This is a genomic window from uncultured Sphingobacterium sp., assembly GCF_964277905.1.
Taxonomy (GTDB): Bacteria; Bacteroidota; Bacteroidia; order Sphingobacteriales; family Sphingobacteriaceae; genus Sphingobacterium; species Sphingobacterium siyangense.
In genome coordinates, this window is sequence record NZ_CAXYKD010000048.1 from 757,341 (window position 1) to 774,036 (window position 16,696).

12 protein-coding genes and 2 tRNA genes are annotated in these 16,696 nt (G+C 39.8%); 10 read left to right on the forward strand and 4 right to left on the reverse strand.

Annotated elements, in window-relative coordinates; genetic code table 11:
* Entirely contained in the window at nt 1-999 is a 999-nt protein-coding gene (locus tag ACHWSC_RS24920; RefSeq protein WP_394678619.1) for a ligase-associated DNA damage response exonuclease, read from the reverse strand.
* 144 nt (nt 1,000-1,143) lie between these two features.
* Here ACHWSC_RS24920 and ACHWSC_RS24925 point away from each other — a divergent pair, with 144 nt between their 5' ends.
* The 5 genes from ACHWSC_RS24925 (at nt 1,144) to ACHWSC_RS24945 (ending at nt 7,873) form a co-directional block, all read left to right on the forward strand.
* On the forward strand, nt 1,144-2,628 hold the full coding sequence (locus ACHWSC_RS24925; RefSeq protein WP_394678620.1) for an ATP-binding protein: 1,485 nt from the start codon (nt 1,144-1,146) through the stop codon (nt 2,626-2,628).
* Nucleotides 2,618-6,220, forward strand: coding sequence for a response regulator (locus ACHWSC_RS24930; RefSeq protein WP_394678621.1), 3,603 nt, complete (start codon nt 2,618-2,620; stop codon nt 6,218-6,220). Before ACHWSC_RS24925 ends, ACHWSC_RS24930 begins: the two co-directional genes overlap by 11 nt.
* A gap of 13 nt (nt 6,221-6,233) precedes the next feature.
* A complete protein-coding gene (locus tag ACHWSC_RS24935; RefSeq protein WP_394678622.1) occupies nt 6,234-6,605 on the forward strand; it encodes a response regulator in 372 nt (123 codons plus the stop codon).
* Nucleotides 6,606-7,436, forward strand: a complete 831-nt coding sequence (locus tag ACHWSC_RS24940) for a CheR family methyltransferase (RefSeq protein ID WP_394678623.1) — start codon at nt 6,606-6,608, stop codon at nt 7,434-7,436. It abuts the gene before it with no gap.
* A 71-nt stretch (nt 7,437-7,507) separates the two neighbouring features.
* Complete coding sequence (locus tag ACHWSC_RS24945; protein WP_075992441.1) at nt 7,508-7,873, forward strand: response regulator; 366 nt, start codon at nt 7,508-7,510, stop codon at nt 7,871-7,873.
* Nucleotides 7,874-8,019: 146 nt separating this feature from the next.
* On the opposite strand, the gene ACHWSC_RS24950 is transcribed toward ACHWSC_RS24945, so the two are convergent.
* Nucleotides 8,020-8,769, reverse strand: a complete 750-nt coding sequence (locus ACHWSC_RS24950; RefSeq protein ID WP_394678624.1) for an NUDIX domain-containing protein — start codon at nt 8,767-8,769, stop codon at nt 8,020-8,022.
* 311 nt (nt 8,770-9,080) lie between these two features.
* Between ACHWSC_RS24950 and ACHWSC_RS24955 the strand changes: the two genes are divergently transcribed.
* The gene (locus ACHWSC_RS24955; protein ID WP_394678625.1) at nt 9,081-11,393 is read left to right on the forward strand and encodes a glycoside hydrolase family 3 N-terminal domain-containing protein; all 2,313 of its coding nucleotides are present in this window, start codon (nt 9,081-9,083) and stop codon (nt 11,391-11,393) included.
* Between the two features lie 380 nt (nt 11,394-11,773).
* On the opposite strand, the gene ACHWSC_RS24960 is transcribed toward ACHWSC_RS24955, so the two are convergent.
* A tRNA-Arg gene (locus ACHWSC_RS24960) sits at nt 11,774-11,847 on the reverse strand.
* Between the two features lie 185 nt (nt 11,848-12,032).
* On the opposite strand from ACHWSC_RS24960, the gene ACHWSC_RS24965 reads away from it, so the two are divergent.
* From ACHWSC_RS24965 to ACHWSC_RS24975, 3 genes are all read left to right on the forward strand, one after another.
* Nucleotides 12,033-12,551 carry a YceI family protein gene (locus tag ACHWSC_RS24965; protein ID WP_075992444.1) on the forward strand — a complete coding sequence of 173 codons (519 nt, stop codon included), beginning with the start codon at nt 12,033-12,035 and terminating at the stop codon, nt 12,549-12,551.
* A 55-nt stretch (nt 12,552-12,606) separates the two neighbouring features.
* Nucleotides 12,607-12,691 (forward strand) — tRNA-Ser (locus tag ACHWSC_RS24970).
* Between the two features lie 272 nt (nt 12,692-12,963).
* On the forward strand, nt 12,964-14,274 hold the full coding sequence (locus ACHWSC_RS24975) for a site-specific integrase (protein WP_394678626.1): 1,311 nt from the start codon (nt 12,964-12,966) through the stop codon (nt 14,272-14,274).
* A 53-nt stretch (nt 14,275-14,327) separates the two neighbouring features.
* Here ACHWSC_RS24975 and ACHWSC_RS24980 read toward each other — a convergent pair whose 3' ends face one another.
* Nucleotides 14,328-14,651 (reverse strand): hypothetical protein, encoded by a 324-nt coding sequence (locus ACHWSC_RS24980; RefSeq protein WP_394678627.1) that lies wholly within the window; start codon nt 14,649-14,651, stop codon nt 14,328-14,330.
* Between the two features lie 472 nt (nt 14,652-15,123).
* Between ACHWSC_RS24980 and ACHWSC_RS24985 the strand changes: the two genes are divergently transcribed.
* Nucleotides 15,124-16,269 (forward strand): hypothetical protein, encoded by a 1,146-nt coding sequence (locus tag ACHWSC_RS24985; RefSeq protein WP_394678628.1) that lies wholly within the window; start codon nt 15,124-15,126, stop codon nt 16,267-16,269.
* Nucleotides 16,270-16,696 lie beyond the last annotated feature (427 nt).

Sequence of the window (16,696 nt, forward strand, 5' to 3'; positions counted from 1 at the left end):
CTAAGTTGTCTGGGTTTGCGGATCCTCTTCATCACCATAGTGTGTGGTCACTTCTTCGGCTTCAACGCCGATTTCATTGAGGTATTTTGCGAATGTCGCCGTCTGTCCATGAGTGACATATACTTTTTCGGCGGCACTGCCACGGACAGCCTGTAGCAGACCTGTCCAGTCGGCGTGGTCACTGATCGCAAAGCCAGCGTCGGCACTGCGCCACCGTCGCGCCCCCCGGATCTGCATCCAACCCGAGCAGATCGCATAAGCTACATGTGGTATTTTTTGGAGCAGTTGGCTTTCCAGCAAGGCTGGTGGAAGCAGAACGATCTGATTGTCTAGTTGTTTGAGGTCCGATTTTAAGTCGGCAATGTGATAGTCCGGCAATTTTATTCCCGCCATACTGTAGGCTTCATTTAATTTGGCAATGCTGTAATGGACATAAACAGAACCCATTTCATGAACAGCGTTGAGAATACGTTGTGATTTTCCAAGTGAATACCCGATAAACACGGACGTTTTTTTGTTGCTTTGGTTGGCTTTAATCCAAGCTTGTAGGCGTTCATTTTGTGCTTCTACAGATTCCCAACGGTAAATTGGGAGTCCAAATGTACTTTCTGTAATAAGTTCATGGCATTTTATGGGTTCAAAGGGTGTAGACAAGCCATCGTCCTGAATCTTGTAATCGCCCGTAAAAACGACAACTTTACCTTTATACTCCAGGCGTATCTGGGCGGAACCAATAATATGCCCCGCGGGGTGTAGTGATACCCGGACGCCATTGATACATATCGCTTCGTTGTAGGCTAGACCCTGAACCTGAATGTCTGGACCTATGCGGCTTCGTAGGATATTGACCGTAAAATGATGGCAGAGGTATTTCTTCATTCCCACATGGGCATGGTCTGCATGTCCATGGGAGATAACGGCCAGATCTACAGGCTGCCATGGATCGAGATAAAACTTGCCCGGAACGCAATAAATACCTTTTGATGTAAAACGTATCATATCTCATTAAAACAGGCTTCCTTGCGCTAAAGTTTTACTTATTTGTCGCGTTTTCAATTTAGCGCTGCGATTGCTTATTTATATTGCGGGTATTCAGTTAATTTTTTTAGATTTGTTAACCTTGATGCTAAGTTTTAATACACTATGATATTAATTGTCGATGATAATCCGGATAATATTTACTCTTTACAAAAATTGCTGGAATCCAAAAATTTTAAAGTTGATACCGCTCAATCTGGCGAAGAAGCATTAAAAAAGATCTTAAAATATAATTACGCACTCATTATATTGGATGTGCAGATGCCGGATATGGATGGCTTTGAAGTTGCTGAAAATATTGCCGGGTTTAGCAAAACGAAGGAGACACCGATTATATTTTTGTCGGCAGTGAATACCGACAAGCGCTTTATCACAAAGGGATATGATTCGGGTGGATTGGATTATGTGACCAAACCGGTTGATCCAGATATTCTTCTGTTGAAGGTCAAGACATTTTATCGTTTATATGAGCAAACGCAGGCCCTGAAAGACGTTCAACAAACGTTGGAACTTGAGGTAGAACGGCGTAAACAGGCGCAGAAAGAGCTTCGGTCCAAAGTGGATTATCTGCATACTCTTTTAGAGTCCTTGCCTCAAATTGCATTTACCTGTGATAATAGAGGGAACATTGATTTTGTCAATGGTCGTTGGTTTCAGTTTTCGGACAATGCCACTATTTTTCCGCAAACCTATCCGGGAGATCGATCTATTGCGGCCGAGCTCCATGCGAGTCTTCAGTCGGGCAAACCATTGGAGATGGAAGTTCGCTTGAAAAAGAGCATTTGTGGTGAATATTCTTACCAATTGTTGCGTGTATGGCCAATCTTAGAAAATAGCGAAAGCAACTGGGTAGGGACCTTTACCGATATTGACGCCCAGAAGCGGGCAGAAAAAGAGAAAGATGAATTTTTGAGTATCGCCAGTCACGAGTTGAAAACCCCTTTGACGAGCATTAAGGCCTATATGCAATTGCTGGACCGCAAGCTTAAGCTTGAAGAAGAGAGTGCTGAAGCAAAGTATGTGAACCGCGTTCAGGGGCAGGTTGATAAACTCAATAGTTTAATTAGTGATCTCCTCGATCTATCAAAGATCGATAACGGCAAGCTCGTGATCAATAAGAAGGTGTTTTCACTCGATTATATGGTCAGGAGCGCCATTGATTCAATTGTGCAAACACACGATCAGAGCAATATGGTGCTTTATCGCCAGGGAGATATTGGCAATTTGCTGGTTTACGGCGATGAGATTCGTCTCGAGCAGGTTTTGGTTAATTTTCTAACAAATGCATATAAATATGCTGCGGGAACAGAGAAGGTCATCGTTGACTGCACCCTCGTTGAGGATGCTGTGAAAATCAGTGTGATTGATTTTGGCATAGGGATACCTGTGGAAAAGCAAGCCGATGTTTTTGAGAAATTTTACCGCGTGGAGGAAACATCATTTGACTTTCAGGGACTGGGGATAGGTTTATATATCTGTGCGGAAATTATCCGTAGCCACCAGGGCACGATTGCTGTAGAAAGTTCAGGTGAGCAAGGGGCCACCTTCTATTTTACTTTACCATTAAATTTACCTGTAGATGCCAAATAATAAGACAATCAATAATTTAACGATTGGCATAGGCTTTTCTTTGATTATTCTGCTAATCAGCTCTACAGCATCCTATCTAGGTATTCAGGAACAGAATAGACACCGTCAGGAACTTGCTATTACACGCAAAATTATCAGTACGTCGAATAGCCTGCTTAGCTCATTGCAAGGAGCAGAGACGGGTAATAGAGGTTTTCTTCTGACAGGCAAGGAAAGTTACCTGGAGCCCTTTAATATGGCACTTAAAAGCCTTCCTGGAGAATTGCAGGAAGTTGAAGCGCTGACCAAGATGGATCCCGTACAAAAAGTTCGGGTTGATAGTCTATTGACTGCTGCACAATGGCGTTTAGCTATTTTAAAGGAGTCTATTGATATTAAAAGAAAGGGAGGCGTTGTCAGTTTAGCACATTTGGATGAAAGTAAGATGGCTATGGATAAGTGTCGCGCGATTATCAAGGCTATTATTCATTATGAGGACGATAGTATTGACAAGAAGTCGGCTAATCTGGACAATTCTTCGTTTATTACAACCTTGTTTATTATCATCAGTGCGCTGCTTTCTCTTTTTATTACATCCTATTTTTATTTTAGATTACGTGCTGACTTCTTGAAACGTTCAGCCCTTGAAAAATCATTACGTGAGAAGGATGAAGGTATTTCTAGACGACTAAATTTGGTCCAAAAGATTACTAATCGTATAGCATTGGGGGATTATGATGTCAAGGCTGAGGAGATTGAAGATGACGATTTGGGCGCAATTGCCAAATCGGTCAATAGAATGTCCAAATCATTAAAGAAATCATTTGATCAGCTAACGGATAACGATTGGCTTCATGCAGGTTATGCTAAACTCTATACGGGATTGGTGGGAAATAAGAGTGAAGATATTATTGCTGCGGACTCCATTAAGAGTCTTGTCGGCTATACGGAATCAGTTAGTGGTGCAATCTATATTTTTAACGATGAGACGTTGCAACTATCAGGTACATATGGCTTGGATATGCAGACTCAAAAGTATTTTATGCCAGGAGAAGGTTATATCGGGCAAGTATTTTTGGATCGCGAGCCCAAGGCACTACATAATCTAAATGCTACGGATTATGTAGTCAGTTTTGCCAATGGAAGGATCGGTGTGCAGCATATCCTTTTTTTACCGATGCTGGTTGATGGTCAGGTGCTGGGCGTATTGGAAATTGGCCAAATGGAGCCATTTACAGTATTAGAGCAGACATTTTTGACGGAATGTGCCCGACAGATTGGTATCGCCCTTGTCTCAGCAAAGGGAAGGGCAAAGATTCAAGCCCTGTTGGAAGAGACTCAGGTACAGTCTGAAGAGTTGTTGACGCAGCATGCCGAACTTGAAAGCCTGAATACGGAATTGGAGGCGCAGACATTGCGTTTGCAGTCGTCAGAGGAAGAGCTCAAAGTGCAACACGAGGAACTGATGCAATCCAATCAGGAATTAGAGGAACGCTCGCGATTGCTTGAAGATAAAAATTTAATGATTGCCGAACGGAATCAGGAAATTCAACATAAAGCCGAAGAGTTGGCGTTGAGTACTAAATATAAATCCGAGTTTTTGGCTAATATGTCCCATGAACTCCGTACACCGCTCAATTCGATATTACTTCTATCGCGCTTGCTATCGGAGAATGTAGAGGAAAACTTAAATTCAGATCAGATTGAATCGGCTAAAGTCATTCAAAGTTCAGGAACGAGTTTGTTAACGTTGATCGATGAAATTCTGGATCTTTCAAAAATTGAATCGGGCAAGATGACTTTGGATTATGCGTTGTTGGATCTGCATGATATTTTGTCGGATTTGAATAGTTTGTTTTTGCCGATTGTACAGGAAAAAGGTTTGCTGCTAAAGACGAATATCAGCGATAAGGTCAACCGGAGATTTCAGGGAGATCGGCTTCGCATCGATCAGGTACTCCGTAATTTGATTTCAAATGCGATTAAATTTACCAAAGAGGGCGAAGTACGTCTGGAAATCTATGAAGATCCAAGCGATAGCGATCGATTGGTGTTCGCTGTAGTCGATTCGGGCATTGGTATACCACTTGAAAAGCAAAAGATTATTTTTGAAGCTTTTCAACAAGCTGATGGTTCAACAAGGCGGAAGTTTGGCGGTACTGGATTGGGGCTTTCCATTAGCCGCGAGATCGCGCGCTTACTCGGTGGAGAAATCCGGTTGGAAAGCGAAGTAGGCAAAGGCAGTACGTTTTTGTTCATTATACCGAAGTCTAAAGTTGAAGTCAAAGAGATATTGACCAAGGAGCAGCAGTTGGTTGAGGAGATATCTTCGGAAGTCGAAGAGGTCATTGAGATTGTTAAAGAAGATAGCTATAATCCGGTCACGATTAGGATCCCGGAGGAAATTCCAGATGATCGGGATACAGTTGTAGAAGGGGATAAGGTGATTTTGATTGTGGAGGATGACATTAATTTTGCCAAGGCACTCTTGAAGTATACCCATACGCAAAACTATAAAGGTGTAGTTGTAGTTCGTGGTGACCATGCACTCCCAGCCGCCGAAAAATATCATCCCGTTGCTGTTTTGCTCGATATTCAATTGCCAATTATGGATGGATGGGCTGTCATGGATCAATTGAAGGGCAATAAGGCTACGCGGCATATTCCGGTTCATATTATGTCTTCGCTTGAGGTGAAGAAAGAAAGTTTATTAAAAGGAGCGATCGATTTCATTAATAAGCCTGTTGCGTTAGAACAAATGACTTCGGTATTCCAAAGAATTGAATCGGCGTTAAGCCGTTCGCCGAAGAAGGTGCTTATTGTTGAAGAAAACCCGAAGCATGCAAGTGCATTATCTTATTTCTTAAGTAGTTTTAATATATCACTTGAAGTAAAAGATAATGTAGAGGATAGTATTACAGCTTTACGTACAGCGGATGTGGACTGTGTGATTTTGGACATGGGAGTACCTGATGAAATGGGCTACCATACGTTGGAAGCAATCAAACAACATGAAGGACTGGAGAACTTGCCGATCATTATATTTACAGGCAAGAATCTGTCCAAGGCTGAAGAGTTGAAGATTAAAAAATATGCAGACTCAGTTGTTGTAAAGACGGCTCATTCCTATCAACGGATTCTGGATGAGGTAGGCCTGTTTCTTCATTTGATTGAGGTTAATAATTCAGACGACGCTAGGAGGAAGAACAATGGGCTTGGAGCTCTGACTGACGTATTGAAGGGCAAGAAGGTTCTTGTCGCTGATGATGACGTTAGGAATATCTTCTCGATGACCAAAGCATTGGAGAAATTTCAAGTGAAGGTAATTCCCGCGATGGATGGTAAAGAAGCGTTAGAAGTATTGATGTCCGGAGAACCCATTGATATCGTATTGATGGATATGATGATGCCTGAGATGGATGGTTATGAGACGATTAAGAATATCAGACAACATGCGGACTATGCTAGATTACCAATTATCGCTGTTACGGCGAAGTCGATGATCGGGGATCGTGAAAAATGTATTCAGGCAGGAGCTTCGGATTATATCTCGAAGCCGGTGGATATCGACCAACTCTTGTCTTTGTTGCGTGTGTGGTTATATGAAAATTGAGGACAACTGATATATGGATCAGCAGAAGGTAATATTAATTGTGGACGACGATCAACGCAATATTTTTGCATTGCGTTTGACGTTGAAAGCTAAGGGATATCAGGTATTGAGCAGCACAAGTGCGGGCGAAGCTATGGAGATCTTGGAGGCGAATAAAGGTGTGGCGCTCATATTGATGGATATGATGATGCCTGAAATCGATGGCTATGAGGCGATTCAGCTAATTCGTAATTCGAGTTTTATGGGTAAAATTCCGGTTATTGCCGTGACAGCGCAAGCGATGAGTGGAGACCGGGAGAAATGCTTGGAAGCTGGAGCCCAGTCGTATGTCTCGAAGCCAATTGATGTCGATAAATTGATGGGTGAAATTGAACGGTTAATCTAAATGTTGGGCTATAGTATCATAAAAGACCATGAAATAGATATTTTACTTGAAGATATCTATCGAGACTACGGGTATGATTTTTTGCAGTATAGCCGTGCCTCGATGAAGAGGCGGATTAATCGGCTTATGACGAATGACCGTTTGGCAAGCTTTGCTGAACTTCGCTTTGTATTAAAGGACAATCCTGCATTTTTGCAGCACTTTGTAGAAGAGATTACCGTTAACCTAACCGAAATGTTTCGGGATCCCTTATTCTTTCGTCAGCTACGGGAGGAAATTCTACCACAATTGGGCACATACCCGTTGATCCGTGTGTGGATTGCTGGTTGCTCCACAGGAGAGGAAGCTTACTCGATGTCCATTCTGCTAAAAGAGGCCAATTTGTATCACAAATCATTGATATATGCAACGGATATTAATCCACGGGTACTTGATATTGCCCGGAATGGTGTATATCCTTTGAGCCAGATAAAATCTTTCTCTGAGAATTATATAGAATCTGGAGGAAAACAGGATTTTTCGAAATATTATACAGCAAATTATGAATGGGCGAAATTCAATGCCGACCTAAAGCAAAAAATGATTTTATCTACCCATAATCTGGTATCGGACACTTCATTTAATAGCTTTCAATTAATCCTTTGTCGCAATGTCTTGATCTATTTTAATAAGGACTTGCAGGAGCGTGTCTTTAAATTATTTGATGCGAGTCTAGAAAATTTAGGATATTTGGGATTAGGTAGTAAAGAAACCATACGATTTTCAGGTATTCAGCATAACTTTACGCCGGTAGGGGATCAAAAAATTTGGAAAAAAATTTATACCTTATAGGAGTTTGCAGGCAGGCGTGAATCTTTTTGTGTCTGATGTAAAACAATGAGGGTATACATAAACTATTTTATATGAGTAAAGCAAAAACGGTATTGATATTTGAGGACGATACCATTATTTTGGAGGTTATAACGGTTGTTTTGACAGATTTGGGATTCCATGTTGAAGTTTCCGAAACTTCACATGATATTATCCAAAAGGTGGAATCTGCAGAGCCTGACCTTATCTTAATGGATAATTGGATTCCAAACATAGGTGGTGTTGAAGCGACTAGATTGCTTAAATCAGATAAGCGTTTTAGCCATATTCCTGTAATTTACGTTTCGGCAAACAACGATATTCAATCCCTGGCGGATCGTGCCGGAGCGGATGATTTTTTATCTAAACCTTTTGATTTGGAAGATTTGGAAAATATTGTCAATAAATATATTGTATAGATCAATTGTAAAGGTTGGACTTCCGTACTGCAAATTTCAGTTTCTTGCGGGTTAGTTTAGCCGATGGTAGAATGTGTTGGCCTATGTCAGCGGTGACGAGGCTGTAGTCTATTATATAAATTTGGTATCAAAGTATTTTGATTGTACTACCAGGTATTTAAGCCTTCCTGTAAGATATTATTATAGGTTTCCACGTTGAACTTATAGAGGTCGGGAGCTTTGTGAGCTCCGCCTTTCCGTTGCTCGTCAAGTTTTTGAAGGATGCCCATATTTTTCATTTTACGATAAAAATTGCCTCGATTAAGTTTTTTACCAAGTACTGTTTCATAGAGCCCTTGCAAGTCGGACAGTGTAAACTTGTCTGGTAGTAAATTGTATCCTATTGGTTTGTAAGAAAGCCGTTCGCGAAGAGTCTGAAGAGCCTTGCTGATGATTTTGCGGTGGTCCATGGTGATATTGAGTTCAGTGATGTCCTTAAAGTCGATCCACTGGCAGGTCTCACTTAAGGAATCAGGTTGAGGAACCACATGTTTGTAATTTACCAGCGCATAGTAACCAATTGAAATAAAACGCTGTTTGTTCCACAATGTGTCTGGGTAATCCGCAAAGGATTGCTGGCTGCGCTGTGGGTTTCCAAATACAGCAAATTCTTCCAAGAAGATATCCTTTACACCCGAGCGTTCATAAAGTACGCGTTTGACCGCTTCGTCAGTATCTTCCTCTTTCCCTACATAGCCTCCAGGAAGAAACCACTCTTTATTGTAGTTCATTTTTAGCAAAAGGATTCTCAAAGAACCTTGGTCGAAGCCAAAGACGACGGTGTCTACAGAAATGTGAGGTAGAAATTTTTCATAACTCTCTGCCGACGCGTTAATAATCTGTGTTCTGAAATCCATGTACTTTCTGTCTTTGGGTTAATATTACAAAAAAATATCCCAATGGGAGGAAAGTTGGTTGATAAAGTCGAACAAATCCTTGTGTCAAAAATTACATTAGGGGCTCTCTTGTTAAATCAATATATTGATAGTTAGCTTTTTGTGTTATTTCGTTGATTTTATTTTGTATTTGAACAAAAAGGTTGTACACTTGTATTGCTTCATTATGAAGCAATACAAGTAACTGATTATAACGTATCAAGCCAAATGTTTTTATTGCCGATAAGGCGAACGTTTTGACTACGAACTCATTTATTAAAATAACAGATTATATGAACGCAAGGAAACTACTATTCGCTTCATCTTTCAGTCTATTTTTAACGTTTTCGGCACAAGGCCAGGTTTATCAAAAGATTGAGAATAAATACGGCCCTGTCTTGGGTTATTCGACAACTTCGGGAGTGAAGATCCTAAGCATTGCTGGAAATAAATTTAAGGATCTCAACCGAAATGGGAAATTAGATCGTTATGAAGACTGGCGTTTGACACCAGAAGAGCGCGCCAAAGATCTCGCCTCAAAATTATCGGTTGATCAGATTGCTGGACTTATGTTATACAGCAGACATCAAGCTTTACCAGCACCGGCCTTTGGATTTATGGCAGGCACCTATCAAGGCAAAAACTATCAGGAAGGTCTTGTTTCACCTTGGGCCCTGACCGATCAGCAGCGCGAATTTCTGGAGAAGGATGGGCTTAGGCATGTCCTGTTAACGGCAGTAAAAGATCCGGAAACCGCTGCCCGCTGGAATAATGAGTTGCAGGGTTTTGTGGAAGGGTTGGGATGGGGTATTCCGGCAAATAATAGTTCCGATCCACGTCATAATGCTGTTGTCAGTGCAGAGTTCAATGCGGGGGCAGGGGGGCAAATTTCGATGTGGCCGGATGGACTTGCGATGGCGGCGACATTCGATCCGGCTATCGTTAAACGTTTTGGGCAAGTGGCGGCTTCGGAATATCGATCATTGGGCATCACGACGGCGTTATCGCCACAGATAGATTTGGGTACCGAGCCGCGTTGGTACCGCATTGGTATGACTTTCGGAGAGAGTCCCGAGTTGACCACAGTCATGGCTAGAGCTTATATCGATGGCTTTCAGACATCGAGTGGAAAAGACGAAATTGCCTTAGGCTGGGGGTATAAGAGTGTTAATGCTATGGTGAAACATTGGCCCAGTGGAGGGCCTGAGGAAGGTGGTCGGGACGGCCACTGGGCTATTGGAAAGTTTGCGGTATATCCGGGTGATAATCTGAAGCAACATATTATTCCATTTGTCAATGGAGCTTTTCAGTTGACAGGAAAGACGAGCAAAGCTGCCGCCGTTATGCCCTATTATACAATTTCTTTTGGTCAGGACAAGAAGAATGGTGAAAATGTGGGAAATGGTTATAGTAAATATTTGCTTACCGACTTGTTGCGCGGCACCTACGGTTACGATGGTGTGATCTGTTCGGACTGGTTGATTACAGGAGATGAAGCGCCTAAGCCAGATGGATTTGCAGGCAAACCCTGGGGGGTAGAACAGCTGTCGGTGGCAGAGCGTCATTATAAAGCATTGATGGCAGGTGTAGATCAATTTGGAGGCAATAACGATAAGGCTCCTGTTTTGATAGCCTATGAACTGGGCGTGAAAGAGCACGGACAGAAATTTATGAGACAACGGTTCGAGGCTTCCGCTAGAAGGCTTCTGTTGAATATTTTCCGGGTAGGACTATTTGAAAATCCATATTTGGATGTCGAGGAAAGTCGCGCCACCGTCGGTAATCCGCTCTATATGAAGGAGGGCTACGACGCACAGGTAAAGTCCATTATTTTACTAAAGAATAGTGATCAGCAATTGCCTATTCGTGGACGGAAGAAAGTTTATGTTCCGAAGATGTATAGTGCAGCAATGAAAGATTGGTGGGGAAACTATACACAGGCACGATTGGAATACCCCGTCAACATTGATCTCTTGCGGAAATATGCCGATGTAACCGATAACCCCAATCAAGCTGACCTTGCAATCGTGTTTGTACAGAGCCCGATCAGTGCAGAAGGTGGGTATAGAGAAAGGGATCGCAGGAATGGTGGAAATGGCTATGTTCCCATTTCCTTGCAATATGGTACTTATACAGCCTCAAACGCACGAGCGGAGAGTATTGCTGCAGGTGATCCAGTAATCGATCCATCGATTAAGAATAGATCTTATAAGAATAAAATGGTGACTGCTGCTAATGTGATGGATCTTCAGACGATATTGGATACGAAGGGTATGATGAAAGATAAACCAGTTTTGGTTGCTGTAACTGCCAACAAGCCGATGGTATTTGCCGAGTTTGAAAAGGAGGTATCTGGTATTGTCTTGAATTTTGGCGTATCGACACAGGCTGTATTGGATGTTATGTTTGGAAAGTATGAACCATCTGGTCTATTACCGGTTCAAATGCCGGCGAATATGGCTACAGTAGAGAAGCAAGCAGAGGATGTGCCCTTTGATATGGAGGTATATGTTGATCAAGCCGGACATGCTTACGATTTTGGTTATGGCTTGAACTGGTCGGGTGTAATTAAAGATGAGCGCGTGCGCGAGTTTGTGAAGAAATAGGTTTAATCCTTAAATACCATGTAACTCACAATCATAGTTTCAGTTCATTTAGATGGTCCAGGGGTCAATCAGCACCAGATAATTAGAACTTATTTTTGATAAGGTCGAAGCATTTGCTCGGCCTTATCTATTTTTATATATTTAAATTATTATTAACCTAAAATATAACCATATGAATGTTATTTTTAATTGTCATACTCGCCTTCGTTGCTTTTCTTCTGTATGGTGAATTTAAAAATGAGAAAAGGAAAAAGCCCTAGTTTATTTTCATCTTCAAGCTCGACTGCCATATCGACAAGATTTTAATGAATCTTAACTTTTGAAACCACATAGTGTATAAAAAGAAAAGCCTCTTTGCGTTGAACAAAGGGGCTTTTAAGTACGCCAATCAGGATTCGAACCTGAGACCGTCGGTTTAGAAAACCGATGCTCTATCCAGCTGAGCTATTGGCGCGTCGCTTTCGGTAATGCAAAAGTAGACATTTGTGTTATATTTCCAAAATATCGTCAACTTTTTTTTGTGGTTTTTCAATAACTGATTGCTTTTCAACAAGATTATTTTATTGATCTAGGTCAAACAAAATGAATAAAACTGCTGTTACCTTTGTGTTGTTAAACAAATAGAAAAAACATAAAATTATGGCACAAGGAAAATGGGAACTAGACGCTGCACATAGCGAGATAGAATTCAAAGTAAAACACATGATGATTACGAACGTTAAAGGAAACTTTGACGGTTTTAAAATAGATGTTGACGCCGATGGCGAAGATTTTAAAAATGCCCTAGCGAAAGTTGTTATTGACACTGCGTCCATCAATACGCGTAATGAACAACGGGATGGACATCTAAAAAGTCCAGACTTTTTTGATGTGGAAAAATATCCCACCATTACTTTTGAGGCAACGAGTTTAGAAAATGAACAAATTAAGGGAAATTTGACTATTCGTGATGTCACTAGACCGGTCGTTTTTGATTTAGAATTTGCAGGTATCCAAAAAGATCCTTGGGGAAATACCAAAGCTGGTTTTATTGTAGAGGGTAAAATCAAACGTTCAGAATTTGGCCTTAATTGGAATGCGGCATTGGAAACAGGAGGGGTAATGGTGAGCGACGATGTAAAATTTAGTGCTGATATTCAGTTTATAAAAGCTCAATAAGCACAATATATAAAATAAAATTTGGTAGGAGAGTGGAAATTCGTACTTTTGTCGCGGAGAGTTGGCAGAGTGGTCGAATGCGGCGGTCTTGAAAACCGTTAACTGTCACAGGTTCGGGGGTTCGAATCCCTCACTCTCCGCAGAAAGGTGTTTTTAAAGTTTTTAAAAACAATCAAAAAAAAGTTAAATCTCGCAAAATCAACGATTTGCGAGATTTTTTTTGTTTATGGTGATTCGCAAAATCTTCAAAAACGCCCTAAAAGTCTGTGGCACATATGTGGCACTTTTTGCATTTTGGAAAAGGTGCCACAGAATGTGGTTTAAGTTGTTGATTTTCAACTTGTAAAATATTTTAACGTCTTGATTACTTTAAGTCTAGGTTCGACATTTATAACAATTAAAAAGTTTTATTATGTTAGAACAAAGTTATGGACTTAATTTCTTCCTCAAGAGTCCAAAAAACAAAAAACAGGCAAAACGACTGATCTATATCAGGATCAGCGTAGATGGCGTGGCAAAGGAATCTTCTACCAAAAGAAAATGGGTAGCCGGGAGGTGGAGCCAGCAGGATGAAAGGGCTACTGGCCTGAAAGAAGACGCAAGGGAGCTTAATTATTTCCTAGACTCATTGACAACCAAGGTAAATAGCTTCAGGACTGGATTGCTAAATCAGGAAAGACCGGTAAATGCCGTTGATTTGATTGATTATGTGAACGGCAAGTACAAGCATCGGAATAAAGTACTTGAGGAATTCCAGGAGCATAACGAAGAGGTTGCGGCTCTTGTGAAACGGGGAGATTATTCTGAAGGAACACTTGAACGGTATACAACTGCACGTTCACATGTAAAGGAGTTTATCCGGTTTAAGTACAAGGTCGATGATTTACCATTCGCCGCACTAAACTACGAATTCGTTAAAAATTATAATCATTATTTGCGGACAGTTCGAAATTGCTCTAACAATACTTCATTGAAGTATATTAGTAATTTTAAAAAGATTGTACTGCGAGCGGTCGCTAAAGACATCATTCCAAAAGATCCTTTTAAATTATTTACAGGTAAAAAGACCAGGATCAAAAAGAAACCTCTCACAAGAACAGAATTGCAGAGAATCGAAGAAAAAGTATTTTCGTCCGAGCGGTTATCAGTTGTGCGGGATATCTTCGTATTTCAGTGTTATACGGGGCTTGCATACATAGATGTATTCCAATTAAAGTGGCAGGATATTAAAGAAGCAGACGACGGAAGTATGTGGATTATGTCGAGCAGGCAGAAATCTAAATCGGGAACAGATATACCGCTTCTACCAAAGGCTTTAGAAATCATTGCAAAGTATGATAAAGATCCAATTTGTTTGCAGAGAGGAACAGTCTTACCTGTTCGGTCAAATCAAAAGATGAATGAATATTTAAAAGAGATAGCAGAACTTTGCGATGTACATGAAAATCTTAATACCCACAAAGCGCGACGTACATTTGCCAGTACGGTAACACTTAACAACGGAGTTTCGATACATGTCGTCAAAGAAATGCTAGGGCATTATTCAGTTAAACAGACGGAGGAATATGCCATAACTGAACAGGAGTCGATCAGTAGAGAAATGAATATATTGAAAGACAAGCTAAAGCCTATAAAGGAAGATAAGCCGGAAGATGATTTAAAAATGATCTTGTTGCAGTTTAAAAAGGAATTTGAAGATTTTAAGAGATCTCAAAGTCGTTAAGTTTTTCACTGAGAAGAGTGCTTAGGATTAGATAAAAAAGCCTCAGAATAGGTTCACGAGGCTTTTTTACTTGACTGCTGGAAAAAAGGATCTAACAGTTCAATAGTGCTTTTGTATCCCGGATGATATGAGGGACGATATTTGATATAACCGAAATCTTGCAGTTGCTTGAAATATTTATGATAAGTTGGAGCCGTATCTATGTGAGACATCGCCATTAATTTACTTCTGCTGATCCTAATAATCATTTTCTCGTTTTGCCGGTAGGCAAGCCTTACGATAGCCAGAAGCAGGCTTATGTGCCAAACAGTCAAACGGGCATCGGCACAAATATTATCAAGGTAAATTAATCCATTTTTTGATGCGTCATTCTGCATTGTTAAAAAGTTTTAATAGATCTGGCTTATAATAATAGTATGAACCCATTACTTTCTTATGTCTTATTCTTTGAGATATCCGTAAATTTTGCAATGTTGCTGGCGATATGTCCATCATCCGTCTGATGGCTTTACTGCGTAACCAATCGAATTGCGAAGAATGCGAACTGTTACATTTGGTCTCAAGTATTTGACTCAAATCTGATTTTAAATCTTCTCTAAATGCTTGCAGGTCTTTTTTTGTTACAATTTCCATGTTCTAAATATTATTGTAATGCAAGATAATTTTTGATAATATATCAGATCGAGTATAGGATTTCTGTTTCCGTATTTGTCCTATGTTTTCTTTCATAATAATTAATTGAGAGTAGTATCACAGCTTTTTGAGCAGAAGTATTTTTTTTATTTCATTGGTTCTAGTTTTAAATTTTAAAAAAACTTAATTTGTGATAGTATTTAATCAACAAATTATATGTTTTTATTTAATCGAGAAAATTTACAGCCGTTTGATGTAATTCTTGTGAGATTCCCTGGAAATGCAATGTCAAAAAATATTAGAGAAAAATGTGGTTCTAATTATAGCCATGCAATTATCTATATCGGAGACGACTCATTCATCGAGGGCAATGTGCCTGTTGTGGCGCTATTTTCAACCCATCGGTATCATTTTAAAGACTTGGAAAATGTTAAGGTCATAAGACTTAAAGAAGAGCATAGATCAAATTTTGACATAGTTAAAGCAGAGAATTTTTTAAGAGGGCTGTCTTATTGTGATTACAATTTAAGACAGTTAGCAGCTATTTCCGATAGAACAATTCCTGCCGATGTAATTGATTTATTTCATAGTGAAAAGAGATGGGTAAGTGGTATTGTCTGCACCTCTATGGTAACTTTGCCATATTACATTGGAGGAATTGATATTTCAACTAATGATGAACCTTATTACGCACACTTTGGTTACATCGAGAATTGTGCTTTTTTTGAAGATGTTACTGACGAAGTTTTTATGGAGATTGAAAAAGATATTCCAAATAATTTCGATTATCTTTCAATGTGTGAGACGGGATCTCTATTAGAAAAACAATCAACGGCAGTAGCGGAACTTAACAAATTAGTAAGGGGGATCTTTGCAGACTTGGGAAAAAATCTTGAAGAGTATGAAAAATACGGTGTGACAAGAGCAAGTTTGCTATTCAATAATTGGGAAGATGTGTTTAGAATTTTATCATCCCTATATGAATTGGAGAAAGGTCGAGAAATTGACGAGTTGGTATATAATACGATAATTAATACAGGATACAACACGTTATGGTTTGAGGAAGTTCACCTGCATCACCAAACTTTTTTTCCTCTTCATCATCTTCGAACTGCTGTGGCAAATGACGAAGTAGTGCAATCTTTACGACATTATCAATTTCATGTCAAAACCTTCGAAAAAACTCTTGAGCGAGCAGCCAATAATGAAGATATTTTATTTCAAAATTTTACAGTATGCCCTTGCAAGTCTAATCACGTATTACTGAATATGTACTATTGCTATGCAGATATTTTACGTTCTACTATGGATCAATATAAAGCAATCTCCGAAGAATATTATGCACTTGTTAACAAACAATGAGCATTCCAACAAACCAAAGGATAATATATTTGCAAAATCGATTCTGTCAGGCGAACCTGAAAGGATTATCTTCGAACTCTTTACTTATGGATTTAAACTGGATTTTGCGATTATGTGTTTGATTTATAGGTATTTATATTTTTTAAAAAAGTGTTCGAATCCTGTAGCCTTATGTGAAAAGGATTTATTTTTCGAACTTTTATCAATGTATAAATTGTAATAAATATTGTAAAGTGTTGATATACAGTGAATTGTTTTTATATTTTTGAGTTCGAATCCTTTAGAGTTATTTGTTTAACGATCAAATCATGATTTAATTTTTGTATTGGAGTTGCTATATCAACTCCAATACAATTTTAGCGCTATGCCAAATTTGAAATTTATTGGACCAGCACAATAAAATTGTTGAGTTCACTTTCCGGCTTTG